At 46.1% G+C, this 16,916-nt stretch carries 17 protein-coding genes; 9 read left to right on the plus strand and 8 right to left on the minus strand.

The window, feature by feature from the left end; all coding sequences use genetic code 11:
* Positions 1-239 precede the first annotated feature (239 nt).
* Complete coding sequence (locus QUB14_RS00045; RefSeq protein ID WP_190657725.1) at positions 240-824, minus strand: zf-TFIIB domain-containing protein; 585 nt, start codon at positions 822-824, stop codon at positions 240-242.
* A 42-nt stretch (positions 825-866) separates the two neighbouring features.
* Positions 867-1,268, minus strand: a complete 402-nt coding sequence (patD, locus tag QUB14_RS00050; protein WP_333213874.1) for a heterocyst frequency control protein PatD — start codon at positions 1,266-1,268, stop codon at positions 867-869.
* A gap of 463 nt (positions 1,269-1,731) precedes the next feature.
* Here patD and QUB14_RS00055 point away from each other — a divergent pair, with 463 nt between their 5' ends.
* From QUB14_RS00055 to QUB14_RS00065, 3 genes are all read left to right on the plus strand, one after another.
* Positions 1,732-4,005 carry a bifunctional (p)ppGpp synthetase/guanosine-3',5'-bis(diphosphate) 3'-pyrophosphohydrolase gene (locus QUB14_RS00055; protein ID WP_333213872.1) on the plus strand — a complete coding sequence of 758 codons (2,274 nt, stop codon included), beginning with the start codon at positions 1,732-1,734 and terminating at the stop codon, positions 4,003-4,005.
* Positions 4,006-4,150: 145 nt separating this feature from the next.
* Positions 4,151-5,344 carry an ATP-binding protein gene (locus QUB14_RS00060; RefSeq protein ID WP_333213870.1) on the plus strand — a complete coding sequence of 398 codons (1,194 nt, stop codon included), beginning with the start codon at positions 4,151-4,153 and terminating at the stop codon, positions 5,342-5,344.
* Positions 5,341-6,345, plus strand: a complete 1,005-nt coding sequence (locus tag QUB14_RS00065) for an AAA family ATPase (protein WP_333213868.1) — start codon at positions 5,341-5,343, stop codon at positions 6,343-6,345. The genes QUB14_RS00060 and QUB14_RS00065 overlap by 4 nt, the downstream gene beginning before the upstream one ends.
* Before the next feature lie 61 nt (positions 6,346-6,406).
* Here QUB14_RS00065 and QUB14_RS00070 read toward each other — a convergent pair whose 3' ends face one another.
* Positions 6,407-7,327, minus strand: a complete 921-nt coding sequence (locus QUB14_RS00070; protein ID WP_333213866.1) for a glycine betaine ABC transporter substrate-binding protein — start codon at positions 7,325-7,327, stop codon at positions 6,407-6,409.
* A gap of 163 nt (positions 7,328-7,490) precedes the next feature.
* On the opposite strand from QUB14_RS00070, the gene QUB14_RS00075 reads away from it, so the two are divergent.
* Positions 7,491-8,858, plus strand: coding sequence for an aldehyde dehydrogenase (locus QUB14_RS00075; RefSeq protein WP_333213864.1), 1,368 nt, complete (start codon positions 7,491-7,493; stop codon positions 8,856-8,858).
* Between the two features lie 146 nt (positions 8,859-9,004).
* On the opposite strand, the gene QUB14_RS00080 is transcribed toward QUB14_RS00075, so the two are convergent.
* A complete protein-coding gene (locus QUB14_RS00080) occupies positions 9,005-11,686 on the minus strand; it encodes a tetratricopeptide repeat protein (protein ID WP_333213862.1) in 2,682 nt (893 codons plus the stop codon).
* A gap of 59 nt (positions 11,687-11,745) precedes the next feature.
* Here QUB14_RS00080 and QUB14_RS00085 point away from each other — a divergent pair, with 59 nt between their 5' ends.
* The 3 genes from QUB14_RS00085 to QUB14_RS00095 all read left to right on the plus strand — a co-directional run bounded on the left by QUB14_RS00085 (position 11,746) and on the right by QUB14_RS00095 (position 12,838).
* Entirely contained in the window at positions 11,746-12,015 is a 270-nt protein-coding gene (locus tag QUB14_RS00085; RefSeq protein WP_333213860.1) for a hypothetical protein, read from the plus strand.
* Between the two features lie 15 nt (positions 12,016-12,030).
* Positions 12,031-12,240 (plus strand): hypothetical protein, encoded by a 210-nt coding sequence (locus tag QUB14_RS00090; protein WP_333213858.1) that lies wholly within the window; start codon positions 12,031-12,033, stop codon positions 12,238-12,240.
* 247 nt (positions 12,241-12,487) lie between these two features.
* Positions 12,488-12,838: a 4a-hydroxytetrahydrobiopterin dehydratase gene (locus QUB14_RS00095; RefSeq protein ID WP_333213856.1), complete on the plus strand. Its 351-nt coding sequence runs from the start codon at positions 12,488-12,490 to the stop codon at positions 12,836-12,838.
* Between the two features lie 26 nt (positions 12,839-12,864).
* Here the strand turns inward: QUB14_RS00095 and QUB14_RS00100 are convergent, their stop codons facing one another.
* Positions 12,865-13,599: a response regulator gene (locus QUB14_RS00100; RefSeq protein WP_190657709.1), complete on the minus strand. Its 735-nt coding sequence runs from the start codon at positions 13,597-13,599 to the stop codon at positions 12,865-12,867.
* 595 nt (positions 13,600-14,194) lie between these two features.
* On the opposite strand from QUB14_RS00100, the gene QUB14_RS00105 reads away from it, so the two are divergent.
* Entirely contained in the window at positions 14,195-14,443 is a 249-nt protein-coding gene (locus QUB14_RS00105) for a DUF6761 family protein (RefSeq protein WP_006634037.1), read from the plus strand.
* Positions 14,444-14,837: 394 nt separating this feature from the next.
* On the opposite strand, the gene grxD is transcribed toward QUB14_RS00105, so the two are convergent.
* From grxD to QUB14_RS00120, 3 genes are all read right to left on the minus strand, one after another.
* Positions 14,838-15,161: a Grx4 family monothiol glutaredoxin gene (gene grxD, locus QUB14_RS00110; RefSeq protein ID WP_333201083.1), complete on the minus strand. Its 324-nt coding sequence runs from the start codon at positions 15,159-15,161 to the stop codon at positions 14,838-14,840.
* Positions 15,162-15,362: 201 nt separating this feature from the next.
* Positions 15,363-15,623: a BolA family protein gene (locus tag QUB14_RS00115; RefSeq protein WP_190657703.1), complete on the minus strand. Its 261-nt coding sequence runs from the start codon at positions 15,621-15,623 to the stop codon at positions 15,363-15,365.
* A 42-nt stretch (positions 15,624-15,665) separates the two neighbouring features.
* The gene (locus tag QUB14_RS00120; protein WP_190734082.1) at positions 15,666-16,289 is read right to left on the minus strand and encodes a hypothetical protein; all 624 of its coding nucleotides are present in this window, start codon (positions 16,287-16,289) and stop codon (positions 15,666-15,668) included.
* Positions 16,290-16,502: 213 nt separating this feature from the next.
* Here QUB14_RS00120 and QUB14_RS00125 point away from each other — a divergent pair, with 213 nt between their 5' ends.
* On the plus strand, positions 16,503-16,823 hold the full coding sequence (locus QUB14_RS00125) for a type II toxin-antitoxin system HigB family toxin (protein WP_333213851.1): 321 nt from the start codon (positions 16,503-16,505) through the stop codon (positions 16,821-16,823).
* The last annotated feature ends 93 nt before the right edge of the window (positions 16,824-16,916 follow it).

Raw genomic sequence — 16,916 nt, forward strand, 5'->3', positions numbered from 1 at the left:
CAAAGATTTTATCACTACATCATTAACCGACCAACCGCTTACTAACAACAGTCAACAGTCAACCGTTAACAGTCAACAGTCAACCGTTATGCTGTTTGTAAATACCAATATAAATTGCTACTAACAAAGATTTTATCACTACATCATTAACCGACCAACCGCTTACTAACAACAGTCAACAGTCAACCGTTAACAGTCAACCGTCAACAGCCAACAGCCAACAGCCAACCGTCAACTGACTAAATTTCCTTTCGCTTCAACTCAGCTCTCCGCAGTATGTAAGTAGCCGCACAATCTGCGTGAGGATGGTCTGCTAAAACTTCCGCCAGTTCCAACACGTATCCGGCGATATCCGGCCCCAGCTTCTCAGTAAGCACTTGACGTTCCCGAGAGGCGAGTTCTTGCACGCGGGCCTTAGCTTGCCAATTGGCAGAAAACATCTTGTCAATCTCGGTGTGGAATCCCAGACTTTCGAGAATGTCCCACTCGCCGTTATCGCACCAAATGCCCCCGCACAACATACAGCGCTCTATGTAAAAGGGCACTCTGCTGAAAGGAACTTTCGCCCGTGACAGATAGTGACCGTCTTCGGGACACAGCGCTGCTTTGCTGTCGTAGACTGACGGCGTGAATTCTATGCCCAGAGTCCCTGTCGCATCTGGCTTCTCGGATTTGTTGTACCACTGGCTCTGCTCTTTCTGCCAAGCTTCGTATTCTCTGCCTGGAATCCAGATACCGTAACAGTTGGGACACCACTGCACCGACATACGGCCGGCTAAGGTACCGCCTTCTAAGTTGGGATGTTTACATTTTGGACATTCCACCGCTTTATTTCTCCTTGCCTTCTTAATTCCCTGTTAATTCAATTATTTATTCTGCATCTGGGCGGGGCCTGAAGAATCAGAATTTTTTTGTAGCAGCGCGCCACAGTAGCCAATTAGCGTGTTGAGCCGCGCGATCGCCGCAGTTTGCCTCGCCTTTGCTGTCGCTGGCTGGCGCGACGCTTGCAAAAACGTGACATCTGTCCCCAACAACCGCAGTTGCTTGTGAATTTCCGTCAAATAGGACTGCTCTGGGGGTGTTTCTGAGCCGTCTAACTCATCGCTTTCGGCTCTCATAATTTGGTTTCCGAAAAATTGTTGCACTTTTCTGTATTCGATCGCCAGCGCGGCCCCATCCAGATTATCCTGTGCTGCAGTTCTTTGTAGTTGTTCTAGTGCTTGCTGTAATTCTTGGTAGCACTGGCGGCGGTCTTCGGACAATATCATGATTTTGTAAACAAATTTGTATTTATAATCAAAGTAGATACTTACTTAAGTTTGCTCATATGGAGGGAAGCCGTGCGTTTTTGGAGCAATTCCCTGTTTTGTGAGAACTTTTTTTGATTTCCTGCCCTGACTCTACCCTTCTGGCTGCTGCTTTTAGTTTAGCGTTGCCGGTAAATGCCGAGCCGCCGCAACCTCAACTGCTACCGCCAAAATATGCTTATTTTACCCGATTTTCCCCGAGCGACAGACTGCGGCGGCGGCAGTGGTGTCACTATATTTTCCTACCTCCGAGGGGGGGCGACTCGGGATTACATAGGTATAGTTAACAAAAAAATACTCGATTTTTTTGAATTGCAAATTGTGGCATTCAATTAGTTTAGTATAGCTAAACACATAATTTCGGCAATTCAACCGGAAACTGGCTTTTAACCATTTGTATTTCTAAGTTTTAAAGGTGTACCCCATGAACGCGAACACTCTGACTCCCTCTCATTCGATCGATCCTGCTGTAGTTCCCGATTGGCTGCAAGAATGCCTGAATACTCGATCGCAGCCTGATGGGGGCGCTAACCCGAATTGCTCGACGGACGACAGCTTAATTTGTCGGGCCTTTGAATTTGCCCGCGACTTGCACCAAGGACAATACCGCAAATCAGGAGAACCTTACATTTGCCATCCGGTAGCGGTCGCTGGAATACTCCGGTATATGGGCGGCAACAACGTCATGATTGCCGCCGGCTTCCTCCACGACATTGTTGAAGATACAGATATTACCCTCGAAGAAATAGAACAGCGGTTCGGCGCGGAAGTGCGACAGTTGGTTGAAGGTGTCACCAAGCTTTCTAAGTTTAATTTTTCCAGCAAAACAGAGCGCCTTGCTGAAAATTTCCGCCGAATGTTCCTAGCAATGGCTAAAGATATTCGCGTGATTGTCGTCAAACTGGCAGACCGGCTGCACAACATGAGGACTTTGGAGCATTTGTCCGAGGAAAAGCAGCGCAGTATTGCCCTAGAAACCCGAGATATTTTTGCTCCCCTGGCGAACCGTTTGGGTATCGGGCGCTTTAAGTGGGAATTGGAAGATTTAGCGTTTAAATACTTGGAACCGGAAGCTTACCGCGAAATTCAGGAATTGGTGGCCGAGAAGCGGGCCGATCGAGAAACTCAACTCGCAGAAGTCACAGATTGTTTGCGAGAAAGGCTTGACAATTTAGGCATTAAATGCTATGAAGTTAGCGGCCGTCCCAAACATTTGTACGGGATTTATGGGAAGATGCAGCGCCGCCAAAAAGGCTTTAACCAAGTGTACGATATTGCTGCGGTGCGGATCATAGTAGAAACCAATGATGACTGTTATCGGGCTTTGGCGATCGTCCACGATTCTTTCCGCCCGATTCCCGGCCGCTTTAAAGATTATATCGGTTTACCAAAAGCCAACCGCTATCAATCTTTGCACACCGGAGTAATCGGAACCAGCGGCCGCCCCATCGAAGTGCAAATTCGCACCGTAGCAATGCACCACATTGCAGAATACGGCATTGCCGCCCACTGGAAATACAAAGAAACTGGCGGTTCTAACACAACAGTCACCGGCGACGACGAAAAATTTACTTGGCTGCGACAACTCCTAGAATGGCAAAGCGACCTCAAAGACGATCGCGAATATTTACAAAGCATTAAGGACAACTTATTCGACGAAGATATTTACGTTTTTACTCCTAACGGAGACGTGATTGCTCTCAATAGCGGGTCAACTCCCGTAGATTTTGCTTACCGCATTCACACAGAAATTGGCAATCGCTGCACCGGTGCCAGAGTCAACGGGCGAATGGTAACACTAGACAAGGTTTTAAAGAACGGCGATATTGTAGAAATCTTGACCCAAAAAAATGGTCATCCAAGTTCCGACTGGCTGAATTTTGTCAAGACAAACGGAGCGAAAAACCGAATTCGTCAGTGGTTGAAGCGATCGCACCGAGATGAAAATCTAGCTCGGGGACGGGAATTGCTGGAAAAAGAATTAGGTAAAAACGGCTTAGAATCTTTGCTGAAATCTGAACCCATGCAGTCGGTGGCTCAGCGCTGCAACTACCACAGCGTCGAAGATTTAATCGCGGGTTTGGGCTACGGCGAAGTGACTCTAAATCTCGTAGTAAATCGACTGCGAGATTTAGTAAAATTGCAGCAAAAAATTGAAGCTGCTCCCGCAGGAGGGCAGGAATTGCCCCAGCTAATACCTGCATCGACGGCACCGAAACCCGTACCGAGTTCGTCTCCGAGCAAATCGCCGATCGCAGGTGTAGAGGGATTGCTCTACCATTTATCAGGCTGTTGCTGTCCGATTCCCGGGGAAGCAATTATTGGAGTTGTGACTCGCACTCGCGGAATTTCGATTCACCGGCAAGGTTGTTCCAATGTTGAAAGCGTACCGGGCGATCGGTTAGTTCCCGTAAGTTGGAATTCGAGCGATCGCAATGCTAGCCGCCCGAATACTTATGCTGTAAACATTCAAATTGAGGCTCTCGATCGAGTAGGAGTTCTCAACGATGTATTGTCGCATTTAAAGGACAACAAAGTCAACGTCCGCAGCGCTCAAGTAAAAACCTATCCCGGTTTGCCCGCATTAATTGACTTGTGCATGGATATTGAGGATAAGGAACAGTTCGAGCGGACTTGTATGCAAATTAAAAAAATGAGCGATATTTTGAATTTGCGTAGGCTGAGTCAAGTGAATTAGGAATTTAATTAAGCGGCTGATTCGGGAAATTGGTAAGTAGTAATGGACAATAAACTTTTCTATTTTAACTCTTAACAATTCCCAAACTAGCCGCAGTCTGCTGTTAGCAAGCAGTAAGAATAATTTACGAGAAATAAGTTAAAGCATGGATGACAGTCAGTTAGAAACTCTCCTCAAAGACATTGAATCCGATCGAGTAGAGCGCAAGGCCTCAACATCCGATAAAGGTAAACTCCGTCAGGCTATATGCGCTTTTGCCAACGACTTGCCCAACCACGGACAGCCAGGGGTACTATTTATAGGTGTTAATGATGATGGAAGCTGTGCCAATTTGAGCATCACCGATCAACTTTTACAAACCCTCTCGGATATACGTTCAGATGGAAATATACTGCCTTTTCCCGCGATAACCGTGCAAAAGCGAACGCTTGCCGGGTGCGAGTTAGCAGCAGTCATTGTAGAACCATCAGATGCGCCCCCTGTCCGCTATGACGGGCGAATCTGGATACGGGTGGGCCCCCGCCGCGCTACTGCCACAGCCCAAGAAGAGCGCCGTCTCTCAGAAAAACGGCGTTCCAGAGATTTACCTTTTGATATTCAATCTTTGCCTTCCGGGACACTAGATGACTTAAATTTAACTTTATTTCAACAGGAATATCTACCTTCAGCATTGCCGAGTGACATATTAGAAGAAAATCAAAGAACCGTCGAACACCAATTAGCATCAGTAAGGTTTATTAGCACTTTACCGTCAATTCAGCCAACAAATTTAGGTATATTGGTAGTAGGAAAAGACCCAAGGCAATTGATACCGGGTGCTTACATTCAATTTTTGCGAATAGAGGGAACTGAGGTAACTGACCCAATTAAAGACCAGAAAGAAATTGCCGGGCCACTTTCTATGATGCTGAGAGTGTTAGATGAAATACTGCAATCTCATATCTCAATAGCTTCTGATATTACCGCTCAGTCAGTGGAAATCCAGCAGCCAGATTACCCGTTAGTAGCACTGCAACAGCTTGCTAGAAATGCGGTCTTGCACCGCACCTATGAAGGGACGTATGCACCAGTAAGAATTACCTGGTTTAGTGATCGCATTGAAATTCAAAACCCCGGGGGGCCATTTGGACAAGTTAACAGACAAAATTTTGGTAGGCCTGGAATCACTGACTACCGCAATCCAAACTTAGCAGAAGCCTTAAAAAATCTTGGTTATGTACAAAGGTTTGGAATGGGTATCGCCATAGCTCGCAATTCACTGCAAAAAAATGGCAGTCCACCACCGGAGTTTGTTGTCGAAGATGCTCATGTTTTAGTAATTATTAGGAGGCATCCGTGACAGTACCCATTATTGCTTTTTTCAATAATAAAGGTGGCGTCGGTAAAACTTCGCTAGTCTATCATTTAGCCTGGATGTATCGCAATTTAGGACTGCGGGTGCTAGCAGCAGATTTAGACCCCCAAGCCAATCTCACTGCTGCTTTTCTAGAGGAAGAACGTTTAGAAGAATTGTGGGAAGGCAATAACCGACCTAACACAGTTTTTCGCTGCGTACAGCCTTTAATTAGAGGAATTGGTGATATTGCTACTCCAGAAGTAGAGCACATTGAAGAGAGATTGGGACTCTTGGTAGGAGATTTATTGCTCTCTGGATTTGAAGATGACCTCTCAGCAGAATGGCCCGGGTGCACCGATCGCAAGGAGCGTTCTTTTCGGGTCATTTCTGCTTTTTGGCGGCTCTTGCAAGAAGCAGCAGCAGTTCATCAAGCTGATGTAGTTTTGACAGACATCGGCCCGAATTTAGGAGCGATTAACCGGGCCGCTTTGATTGCAGCTAACTATGTAGTAGTTCCTCTATCACCGGATTTATTCTCACTGCAAGGATTAAAAAATCTCGGCCCAACTCTCAGACGTTGGCGGCAAGAATGGCTGGAAAGATTAGAGAAAAATCCTGCCCCTGATTTAAAGCTTCCTCAAGGTCTAATGCAACCTGTTGGTTATATTGTCCTGCAACACTCGGTACGGCTAGACCGCCCAGTGAAAGCTTATCAGCGATGGATTGGACGGATTCCTAATATTTATCGGGAAGCTGTGCTCAATGAATCGGAAAATAGCACGCTTTCCATCGCCGAAGATCCTCACTGTTTAGCTTTGCTAAAACACTATCAGAGTCTGATGCCGCTTGCCCAAGAAGCCCATAAACCTATGTTCCACCTCAAACCTGCGGATGGGGCAATTGGTTCTCACGTCCAGGCCGTGCAAAGTGTTTACGGAGACTTTCAAAAGCTAGCTCATAAAATTGCGGAAACCGTACAAATCCCAATACTTACCAATTTCTAATCCCAACTTTTAAGTAAGCTGCTACGCATATAAAGTGAACTTTTAGGAGAGAAACTGCCGATTATTTTGCGCTACGTGCGGGCTTTGACTCGCCCAACTTGTGCTGCAAAAACTCCTGCGCCACTTGTCCCGCTTCCTGCTGTTGCTTATCAACTTGATAATTCAGTCGTCGCATATCTTCCTCGGAGATTTGGCCGCCCAATTCCGCGATTACAGGGCGCAATTCTGGGTATTTCTCCAAAACTTGCGATCGCACCACCGGAACGGCTTCGTAGGGCGGAAAATAGTTCTTGTCATCTTTGAGCACTACCAAACCCAAACTTTGAATCAAACCGTCGGTTGTATTACCAGCAATCACATCTACTTCTTTTTGTTGCAGCGCTTGATAAAGCAATCCTAACAGCAACTCCTTCGGTTCTTCTCGAAATTTAATCCCATAAGTTTTAGCCAATCCCGGGAATCCATCTTCTCTCTCTTTGAACTCTGGCCCGAAAGCAGCCCGCAGTTTGGGTGCAGCTTTTCCAAGTTGCGAGAGAGTTTGTAAATTAAGTTTCTTAGCGTCATCTCCCCGCACGATAATCGCAAAACCGTTATTAAATCCCAGCGGTTGCATCCATTCTGCCTTAAACTGTTTGGGATACTCTTGTTTTAGATAATCGAAGACTTTTTTTGGGTCAGAAATCGGTTTTTGTTTTAGCAGGTTGGCGTAAGCAGTACCCGTATATTCGACGTACAAATCGATTTTACCTGTTGTTAGAGATTGATGGCAAAGCGAACCTCCGAGGTTGAGTTCGCGTTCTACTTTGATATCTGTTTTAGCTTCGATATGGCGTGCTAAAATTTCTGCTAGAATGACTTGTTCGGTAAAGTCTTTCGAGCAGATGACAACTCGCTTTTGGGAGTTAGAGGTACATCCTGCTACTGCAAGCAAGCAAAGCAGCCAGCAGGAATAGAAAAAAAAATCGTTCTTAGAGATTTTCATGACTTAACTCACATTAAAAATCTACACTTAATACCTTATAAGTTATAGCATAAAGCCAATATCCCCGACTTATTGAAGAAGTCGGGAATCTAACACCGATCGCACTTTACCCAAGTTCCGTTTTCCTGTTGTAACATTTATTGATAGACATGGAGGACTAAATATGGTAATCAGAGTCAGCGATATTATCCAGCAGCAGCGACAATTTTTTGCGACTGGGAAAACTAAGGATGTGGATTTCCGGATCGAACAACTCAAAAACCTCAAGAGTGCGATCGCTTCCAATCAATCACGGATTGTGGATGCTGTCAACGCTGATTTAAACAAGCCGGAGTACGAGGCTTATTTTGAACTTGCTACGATCGCAGACATTAATTATGCCATCAAAAACGTTAAATCGTGGGTAAAGCCGAAAAAAGTGCGTACTTCGATCGAGCAATTTCCAGCATCGGCCCGCATTTACCCAGAACCTTTGGGCGTAGTTTTAATCATCGGGCCTTGGAATTACCCATTTCAGCTAATGATATCACCCTTGATCGGGGCGATCGCCGCAGGCAACTGCGCCATCCTCAAACCTTCAGAAGTCGCCTCGCACACGTCGGCAGTTGTCGCCGACTTGATTACCAAAACCTTCGATCCGGCTTATGTAGCCGCCGTCGAAGGAGGAGTCGAAACCAGTCAACAATTATTAGCGGAAAAATTCGACCACATCTTCTTTACCGGAGGCACAAAAGTCGGTAAAATAGTGATGCAAGCCGCCGCCAAACACCTGACACCTGTCACATTAGAATTAGGCGGCAAAAGTCCTTGCATTGTAGACTCAGAGATTCAAGTTGAATACACTGCTAAACGCATTGCGTGGGGCAAATTTATCAATGCTGGTCAAACTTGTATCGCTCCCGATTACCTGTTAGTTCATAAAAAAGTTAAACCAGATTTGATCCAGGCAATTAAAACAGCAATTCACGAATTTTACGGCGACGAGCCGCAGAAAAGTCCCGACTATTCCCGAATTATCAATCAGCATCATTTAGGACGTTTGGCAGAGTTAATGAAAGACGGAGAAATTGTCGCCGGCGGTCAAACAAACCCCGAAGATAAATATATTGCACCGACGGTTCTCGACAAGGTTTCCTGGGATTCGCCTGTGATGCAGGATGAGATTTTCGGGCCGATTTTGCCAGTTTTGGAATATGATGATTTCGGGGAGGCGATCGCCCAAATCAACGCCCGTCCCAAACCCCTAGCTTTGTATTTGTTCTCGAAGGATAAAGAGAAACAAGAGCGAGTTTTGCGGGAAACTTCTTCCGGCGGAGTTTGCATAAACGACACGGTTATGCAAGGCGGACTAAGCTATTTACCTTTTGGCGGAGTTGGCGACAGCGGCATCGGCACCTATCACGGAAAAGCAACTTTTGACACTTTTTCGCATCAAAAAAGCGTGCTGCAAAAGTCATTTTTACTTGACTTAAAATGGCGGTACGCTCCCTATCTAGGTAAGTTGGATTTGATTAAAAAGCTGATCGGTTGATATTGCCTAAGCACCAGATTCCCCCTCACCCCCCAGGGCTGTTTCTTTCTTCCGAAGTCCGGCAGGGGTTTCAACCCCTGCCGGACTGAATGCTTGACGTGTTTGTTGTTAGCAAAGATCGCCTCCTTCAATCCCATATCCCTGTTCTAATCGGTGCTGTGCCATTCTCGATCGATTCTCTCCAAATCCATGGCGGCTCCCAATTGTTGAAAAATTTGATGTGCTGTATCGTAATGTTGTTGAGCAACTTCTGTGTTGCCGCGCTTTCGCTCAAGTCGTGCGAAACAGTAGTTAAATTCGGCAATATGCCAAGTCATCCCCAGTTTTTGCATTTTTCCTAAAGCTTCTGTTAACAGTTGTTCTGCTGTATCTATATTGCCTCTAGCGAGCTCATTTTCTCCGAGACTACCGATCGAAGTTGCCATCCCTGGGCGATCGCCCAATTCTGTGCTCAATGCCAAAGATTGCCGGAAGAGTTTCTCAGCTTCATCCCAATTGCCGCGATTTCGCTCGATACCTCCCAACAATCCCCAAGAAGTTGCCATGCCCGATCGATCGCCCAATTCTGTCATCATTTCCAAATGTTGCCCGTAGAGTTTCTCTGCTCCATCCCAATTGCCGCGACATTCCTCTATATATCCCAAGAAGGCCCAAGAATATACTATGCCGCTCTTATTATCTTCTTCTTCTGCGATCGCTAGTGCATCTTGAAAAAATTTTTTTGCTAAATCCAAATTCCCCAAATACCCATGAATTGCACATAATACACTCAAGCAATAGGAACGTCGAGGGCCTTCAACATAAGGTAATATTTGCTCGTACAATTCTTTTGATAAATTCCAGTATCCCCACCTTGTTAAGTATTTATCTGGGATTAAGTAGTAAGCTTCGCGATAGTTGCCCAACCTAAAGGCAAAATGTTGAGCTTCTAGAACAGCTTGTAAATCGGCTAAACTTTGAGGATTATCCACAGTTTTACCAGTACAGTAAAACTTATAAACACTTTGCAGCAGCTTTGGCAGTTCATTTCTATATTCCCCTTGCAAAAACTCCTCAATCACCCGGTGCAAATCATAAAAATCCTCACATTTCTCCTCGTCATAACGACTCTCCACCAAACTCGCACCGACTAATCGCTGTAAAATTGATTTTGTCTCGTTAATTTCTGCGTCTGTAAATTCCGCAGGTGCTGCTAATTCTGCTGCTAATTCAAAGCGGGGATCTTTTTCAATATCCTCCGTATACAGTCGCAAAAAAGTTAAACCCCTGACATCTATCGGCACTCGCAAAACACACATCCGACGCAGTAAATCTCTTGCCGCTTCACTTTGCCTTGTTAGTTGTTCTCGCAACATCGGTTGTGCATTCTTCGTTACCAATTCGGGATGCTTCCGCAGATACCCCGGTTTTCCCTTGCCGAGAGCAGCCAATTGAGTTAATAAAAAAACATGACCTTCAACCCGCTGAGATATCCACTGCAAATCAGCTAATGTATCAGTCAACTTTCGCTGCCGCAAAATCTCGACACCCGCCGCTAAATCCACACCTTGCAACATTTCTATATGCACCAATTCCGAATCCGGTGCTAACCCCGGATAGCGGGTATGTGCCAAATCCGCAGGCACTTCCCGGCTGGTTAAAATCGTTTGCGATGGGTGCTGCTGATAAACCAAAGCATTCAGCAACTTACCCCAATCCGGTGAAATTGCTCGATGTACCTGCGCCGCAGCCAAAATGTCTGGATTTCCCGCCTCAACAGCAGGATGCAAAATAGATTCCAGGTTGTCGAGTACCAAAAGACAGCGAGTTTGTTGCAAGCCAGCCATAATTTTCGCAATCTTTTCATCGGCAGTTTTCAACGCTTCCGCAGCCTGAATCCCCAAACCTTCACTTAACAGAAACCCAGCCACGTCATCAAAACTCGTTCCCTCCTTTGCCTCGAAATACATCGCGCACTCATAACCGCCACCGGGCAAAATTTCCCCCTTTTGAAAAACAGACTTCTGCCAATTCACTCCCAATGCTTCTAAAAGTTTGACAGCCAAACTCGTTTTGCCCATACCGCCTTGCCCGATTATCGCCAATACTTTCGGCGGCGAAGTGCCATCGGGCAGCATCTGTACTAATTTTGCCGTTAAATTTTCCACCAATTCATCCCGCCCTTTCCACACAGGAATAGAGTCAGGTAGTTGAGAGAAAGCCACCTTGATTGCTTTGTCGGGAGGGGCATCTGCGGGCACATCATGATTCTCGCTTTTGCCGTCAGTATTTTGTCCGCTGTTACTCTGACTGCTGATACCGGGTTCGCCGTTAACGCCCCACACTTCTGCCAACTTTTCCAAATTCTTGGCTTTGTCCTTTTGACTCCACAGCTTCAGAGTAAAAACCCAATTGCTAGTACCGCGCCTTGCATTCTCCGGGCGGTTATCCTCCAGAATTTTCAGCACATCTCTGAGATAATCAGTAAGTGCCTCACCGATATACTTTTTAACTTGCGCCTCAGATGTTTTTTCAGTTGGTTTAAAGCTTTCTATATCTTTAAGCAGATGGCGCAAGGCTTCCAGCGTCGCCGTGACGGTTAACTCAGTGGTGTCACCTTTCCAATCGGCGCGGAGATAAGAGATGTCATTTCTATTATTTAACTTATAATCTAGCAGCGCCTCAACCAAATCAATCACTCGCTGCCGAGACTTTTCGCCTTTTCCCTGCTTGGGCATAGCTTCGGAAAGTAAATTGCTAAAAAAAGTTTCGGGAAAGTTTCGGGAATCCCGATACCGAATGACAGTCCCGAATATCCCTAATGCCGATTCTAGCACAGTTCCAGCCATTCTTTGCCTTCGGGTATCCCGAAATTCCACACTCAATTTAGTTGAGTTGGAAATGGTTTATGGGATTATCAAAACAGCATCAATGGATGATTGGAGAGGCGATTGTCGGTACTGTAGTCGGTGCCATCAATTCTTCGGCGGGGATATTGTTGACTTTTGGGTTAGTAGGTTTTCACCTCTGCTTTGACAAATATCAACAGGAAGTGTCGCGTTGCCCTCTCGAACAAACTTTAAACAGCGAGGAAGTATCGAAACTCTATTCTTGTAATGATTGTCCTTTCAAGAAAGCGGCGATTGATGTAGAAAAAGTTGCAGAAGAAAGTGAGTAAACTGTGGTGCATCTAATGTGGAACAGTCTGCAAAGCCTGTTCGGGCGGGACACCCCACAAGAAAATTTATTATTTGTGGAACACGCCCGAAAGCCTGTTGCTAACCCACAAGAAAATTCATTATTTGTGGAACAGTCTGGAAAGCCTGTTGCTTATCGGCGGGCGGGACACCCCACAAGAAAATTCACTCAGGATGTTAACTCGAAAGTGCGATCGCTCTTTTAATCAGTATAGGTAAAAAAGGACGCTCGCCCGATCGTGAATTGAACTTTACAAACAAACTTTTAGTGTAGTAAAATCAATCCTCAAAATCAGATTCGCATATTATAATAACATGAAACGGGTGTTATAACTTCTGAGCGAAACAGCGATCGCCTCTACCTCTTTTGCTAGTTACGTTGCGCCCAGCTACTTGCTGCGATTAGAAAATGTCTATAATATCTTTTAGCATCCGATCGCTAATAAGCAATTTATGGAACCTTTAGCAAAAGAACCCTGTGCCGCCTGCCGCCCAAACTCTCCCCGCCTCACAGCTTACGAAATTGTCCAGCTAAAACCTCAAATTCCCGACTGGAATTTAATCGAAAAAAATGGCATTCCCCAAATAGAACGCACCTACGAATTCCCGGATTTCAAAAGTGCGATCGCCTTTACAAACAGCGTCGGCGAAGCAGCAGAAACCGAAGGACATCACCCCGCACTGTTAACCGAGTGGGGAAAAGTTACCGTTACTTGGTGGACTCACGCGATTTCTGGACTGCACCGCAATGACTTTATTATGGCTGCGAAAACCGATGCGATCGCCAATCAATTCTCAAAATAAAATCCGACTTATAGCCCGATCGTAGTCTAAGAACTCACAGCTCCGGGTACCAGCGGAGAATGCCGTTGATTCCCATTCAACAACTCCAGATTCAATCGGTAGCCGACATTCCGTACAGTTTGAATCAGGCTCGGCTGTCGCGGGTCGATTTCGATTTTTTTACGCAGAGAGAGTACGTGAGTGTCGATCGTCCGGGGGTTATCAATCGCATCGGGCCACGCCCTCCGCAGCAAATCCGAGCGCGACAGCGGCACTCCTCCAGCTTGAGCTAGCACGTACAGCAGGCTAAATTCCTGGGGAGTCAGCTCAATATGTTCCTCGTACAACCTGACTCGGCGCTGCACCAAATCAATTTTCAGCAGCCCGCACTCCAGCGTCGCCGGCGGTACCATCGTGCGGTTGCGGCGCATCAGAGCTTCCACCCTGGCCATAAATTCTTGCATCCCAAAGGGTTTAGTCAGGTAATCGTCTGCCCCCGCCTTCAAACCTTCAACAATATCCGATTCCGAATTCCGCGCCGACAGCATCAAAATCAGCGACTGCTGCTGCTGTTGCAGCCAGTGGCAAAATTCCAAACCGTCCCCATCCGGCAATTGGGCATCCAGAATGACTAGGGTGGGCTGACGGCTGAAAAATATTTCCCTAGCGTGACTGATATCCGCTGACTGGTGCACCCAGTGACCGACTTGCTGTAGATGCCAGCCCAAGAGCGATCGCAGGTGCGGATTCCCTTCAACAATTGAAATACTTGCAGATTCCACAGAGGCGAGCTTCCCATATCACTAATTGCTACAAGGTTAACAGAGCTTTTGTCAAGCTTTTGTAACCATCGCTACTCAAGCATGAGCTGCGTTTAAAGCAGCGGACATACCTAGGCTAGGACTTTTAAATATTGGCTCAATTTCCGAGGGTCAGCCTGCAGAAAGGTTAAATCATTCTGGCGGTAAGCTTACAATGAAAATAAGACAGTGTAAAGCCGATCGATCCCATGCCCCAACCGCCTGCCAAAAGCGAACCCCCCGACCCAGCCCCCACTCCCAGGAGGTTGACAAATCGCGCAAGTGAAACTAGAATTCCTCCAACCGTTAGCTCGGTAGCCGGAAGACTCAGCCACTTTGACCGCCAAATTCAGCAACATCCCGACTCCATTAAACGCACAGCGAATTATCTAGGTGCGCGCCAAAAGTCGAGCAACTGCATTGCAACGAGTGAAATTTTTTATGGAGGGTAGCCTGTAGAGCAGGGTAAAAACTTTTATTTAGAAATCGCCTCAAGCGGAGCCACTCAGCATCAATCGAGGCCATTCCTAAATCCCGCCGTCATTATACAAACCACAAAGGATTTCAACCTCACACCATGCTACAAGACACCCAAACAATCCGGCACTACCAAAAACTCACCGACGCCCTCGTCGAAATGTGGAATAGAGGTTATCGCTTCGATGACCTGCGGCTTTACTTAGACGGGTATTTAGCAGCCCTGCGGCATTCCAACGGTCTGGAACCCTATCTGATTCACAGACTAGAGGAAGAAGCAGCGCGTTACATTCACGACCCCTCCAATTTTGCAATGCCACAGACCCAAACTGAAGCCGACTACTATTAAATAGCAAATTCGGTTGGATAAACCCTTGATGATTTGGGAATTGGGAATTGGGAATTGGGAATTGGGAATTGGGAATTGTAACGGGTTCCCTGGCTCTGCCTGGGAACCGATGTCCAGAGGCTCGGCCTCGCTTTGGGAGCCTAAAAATTCGATGCCGAGCCGACCGCATTGCGTTCCCAGGCAGAGCCTGGTATAGCAATCCTAAATGAGCCGTAAATTTTTTACCCCACCCCAGCCCTCCCCGAACTGGCGGGGAGGGAGTAAGAAATTCACAAATGATTTAGTATTGCTATAACGAATAATTAAGTAAATCAACCTAATTCCACGTTAAACGCGATTGCTGTTATATCCCCGACTTCTTTAAGAAGTTGGGGATATGTTTTTTCTGTCTAATTTAAGAAGCCAAAGCCACTTCTACAACTTCTTGCAATTCGCCCTTTTGATACATCTCGATCATAATATCCGAGCCGCCAACAAACTCGCCGTTGATATAAACTTGGGGAATTGTTGGCCAGTTGGAATACTCTTTAACGCCTTGACGAATTTCCTGGTCTGCCAAAACATCAACAGTTTCGTAAGGCACTCCCAAAGTATTGAGAATTTGCACCACAGTATTAGAAAAACCACACTGGGGCATTAACTTATTGCCCTTCATAAACACCATGATTTTGTTTTGCTTAACCAACTCGTCAATTCTTTGATGTGCTGTTGTACTCATGGTAGCTCCTAATATTGTTTGAAAATTTTTAAACGTTGACTGACGCAGAAACCGGGTTTTTTACGAAAATCTTTCGTTACAGCCATAGATTCCGGTAAAAAAACCGGGTTGTATGGGTTTTTGTGCGTAAGTGGAGCAGTTGTATTTCAAGCAACTATTGACACCTGCACAAACTTGTGGTATGCACTTGCAAGTCAACAATTAAGCGACTTGACTTTTCGCTTCCCATTCTGCGGGAGTTAAGGTTTCCAAGCCCAAAGCGTGGATGGCTTCACTAGCCATTGCCTGTTTGAGAGCGCCGTAGACCAGTTGGTGCTGCTGTACTCGGCTTTTTCCTTCAAAGGCTGCAGAGACGACTCTCGCCTGGTAGTGGTCACCGCCACCGGTCAAATCCTCAACTTCTATTTTAGCGTCGGGCAACCCTGCCTTAATCATTTCTGCTACTTGAGACGGTGTAACCATTGGTTTCTCTGATAAACGGCTGTAATTTAGATTTTAGTGGAACTATTTTGTCGAGGAGCTCGGTTGACTGCTGGCTGGCCGGGGAAAGGGCGAATCCACAAAACCCAATTCCAGTAACTGCTGGTAAGCTTTCTTGCCCAAGTCGCGAGTTGGCTGCTGCGATCGAATAATCTGAATCAGCAGGGGCACAGCCAGTTCGGGCTTATTTTGCGCCCGGTGTACCAACGCCAGCCGGTAGGTAGCTTCGTCCCGCATTTGGGCTGTTTCTACAGCTTTGGTGCGGTGGCTTTCGGCCAAGCGGATGTCAATTCCGGCAAAACTGCTCCCCAGTTGTTGGTAAAAGTTGGACAGTTGATTGAAAATTTGGCGGGATTCTTGGAGTTTTTGACTGGCGAGTGTGTAATTTTGATTGGAAATAGCACTGCTGGCTTCTGTCATCAAACGCTGGCCTCCTTGGACGCTCAGCAGACTGCTGTCTTGCGTCAGAGGGCGAAGATTGTTGGGGTCTGTGGGGTCGTCGGCGGGTTCGACTTGCGGTTGGTTCTCTGGCCCAGAAGGTTGTTGTGCTTGGACTTGGAGCGGTTGCAACAGGGTAAAAGCTGCGATCGCCCCGATCGTAATCCGGGCAGTGGAGCGAAGCCAGCAAACAGTTCCAGAGTATACCATGAAATTACTTTGCGCCTGTGCGCTTTAAAAAAATATTTAGCTTGAGCCGATCTTACCATTGGCGATCGCAACCGGCTAAGTGTAAACCAAATTTGTTGAAATGTCAAAGGGTTCGATCGGGCAAAAGGCTCTTTAGGAAAAATTCAAGTAGAGACTTGACAGAAAGTTCTCAGTCTGAGAACATAGAGGTGTCGTGTAAAAAACGGTACTGGAATGAGGCTAATTTCCAAGAAAAATCTGGAGAGTGCGATCGAATCCTACTCCGACGATGCCAAGGCTGCGATCGCAGTCTGGCGCAAGGCCATCAAAGACAACGATTGGGAATCACTAGAAGAGATTCGACAGGGATATTCCAAATCGGTCGATCAAGTCTGTGGATATACCATATTTAATATTAAAGGCAATCAGTATAGATTAATCGTAAAAATCAACTATCCCGCCAAAATTATATATTTTAAAAAATTTTTAACCCATAGCGAATATGACAATATCAAGTGGAATGATGAAGATGAAGTCAAACATAAAATAGGTTAAGTTCCACTAAAATCATCAGGGAAACATTACAGATTCCCTGATGTATTCAATCACTCCAAAACATTTACTCCAAACGTCAAAATTATGATGCCG

The organism is Microcoleus sp. B3-D2 (genome assembly GCF_036705345.1).
Classification (GTDB): Bacteria; Cyanobacteriota; Cyanobacteriia; order Cyanobacteriales; family Microcoleaceae; genus Microcoleus.

Coding starts and splice junctions, on each gene's coding strand:
- patD (WP_333213874.1), bottom strand. CDS start 1,268: ATGATATTGTCCGAAGACCGCCGCCAGTGCTACCAAGAATTACAGCAA.
- QUB14_RS00055 (WP_333213872.1), top strand. CDS start 1,732: ATGAACGCGAACACTCTGACTCCCTCTCATTCGATCGATCCTGCTGTA.
- QUB14_RS00060 (WP_333213870.1), top strand. CDS start 4,151: ATGGATGACAGTCAGTTAGAAACTCTCCTCAAAGACATTGAATCCGAT.
- QUB14_RS00070 (WP_333213866.1), bottom strand. CDS start 7,327: ATGAAAATCTCTAAGAACGATTTTTTTTTCTATTCCTGCTGGCTGCTT.
- QUB14_RS00075 (WP_333213864.1), top strand. CDS start 7,491: ATGGTAATCAGAGTCAGCGATATTATCCAGCAGCAGCGACAATTTTTT.
- QUB14_RS00080 (WP_333213862.1), bottom strand. CDS start 11,686: ATGGCTGGAACTGTGCTAGAATCGGCATTAGGGATATTCGGGACTGTC.
- QUB14_RS00085 (WP_333213860.1), top strand. CDS start 11,746: ATGGGATTATCAAAACAGCATCAATGGATGATTGGAGAGGCGATTGTC.
- QUB14_RS00090 (WP_333213858.1), top strand. CDS start 12,031: ATGTGGAACAGTCTGCAAAGCCTGTTCGGGCGGGACACCCCACAAGAA.
- QUB14_RS00095 (WP_333213856.1), top strand. CDS start 12,488: ATGGAACCTTTAGCAAAAGAACCCTGTGCCGCCTGCCGCCCAAACTCT.
- QUB14_RS00105 (WP_006634037.1), top strand. CDS start 14,195: ATGCTACAAGACACCCAAACAATCCGGCACTACCAAAAACTCACCGAC.
- grxD (WP_333201083.1), bottom strand. CDS start 15,161: ATGAGTACAACAGCACATCAAAGAATTGACGAGTTGGTTAAGCAAAAC.
- QUB14_RS00115 (WP_190657703.1), bottom strand. CDS start 15,623: ATGGTTACACCGTCTCAAGTAGCAGAAATGATTAAGGCAGGGTTGCCC.
- QUB14_RS00120 (WP_190734082.1), bottom strand. CDS start 16,289: ATGGTATACTCTGGAACTGTTTGCTGGCTTCGCTCCACTGCCCGGATT.
- QUB14_RS00125 (WP_333213851.1), top strand. CDS start 16,503: ATGAGGCTAATTTCCAAGAAAAATCTGGAGAGTGCGATCGAATCCTAC.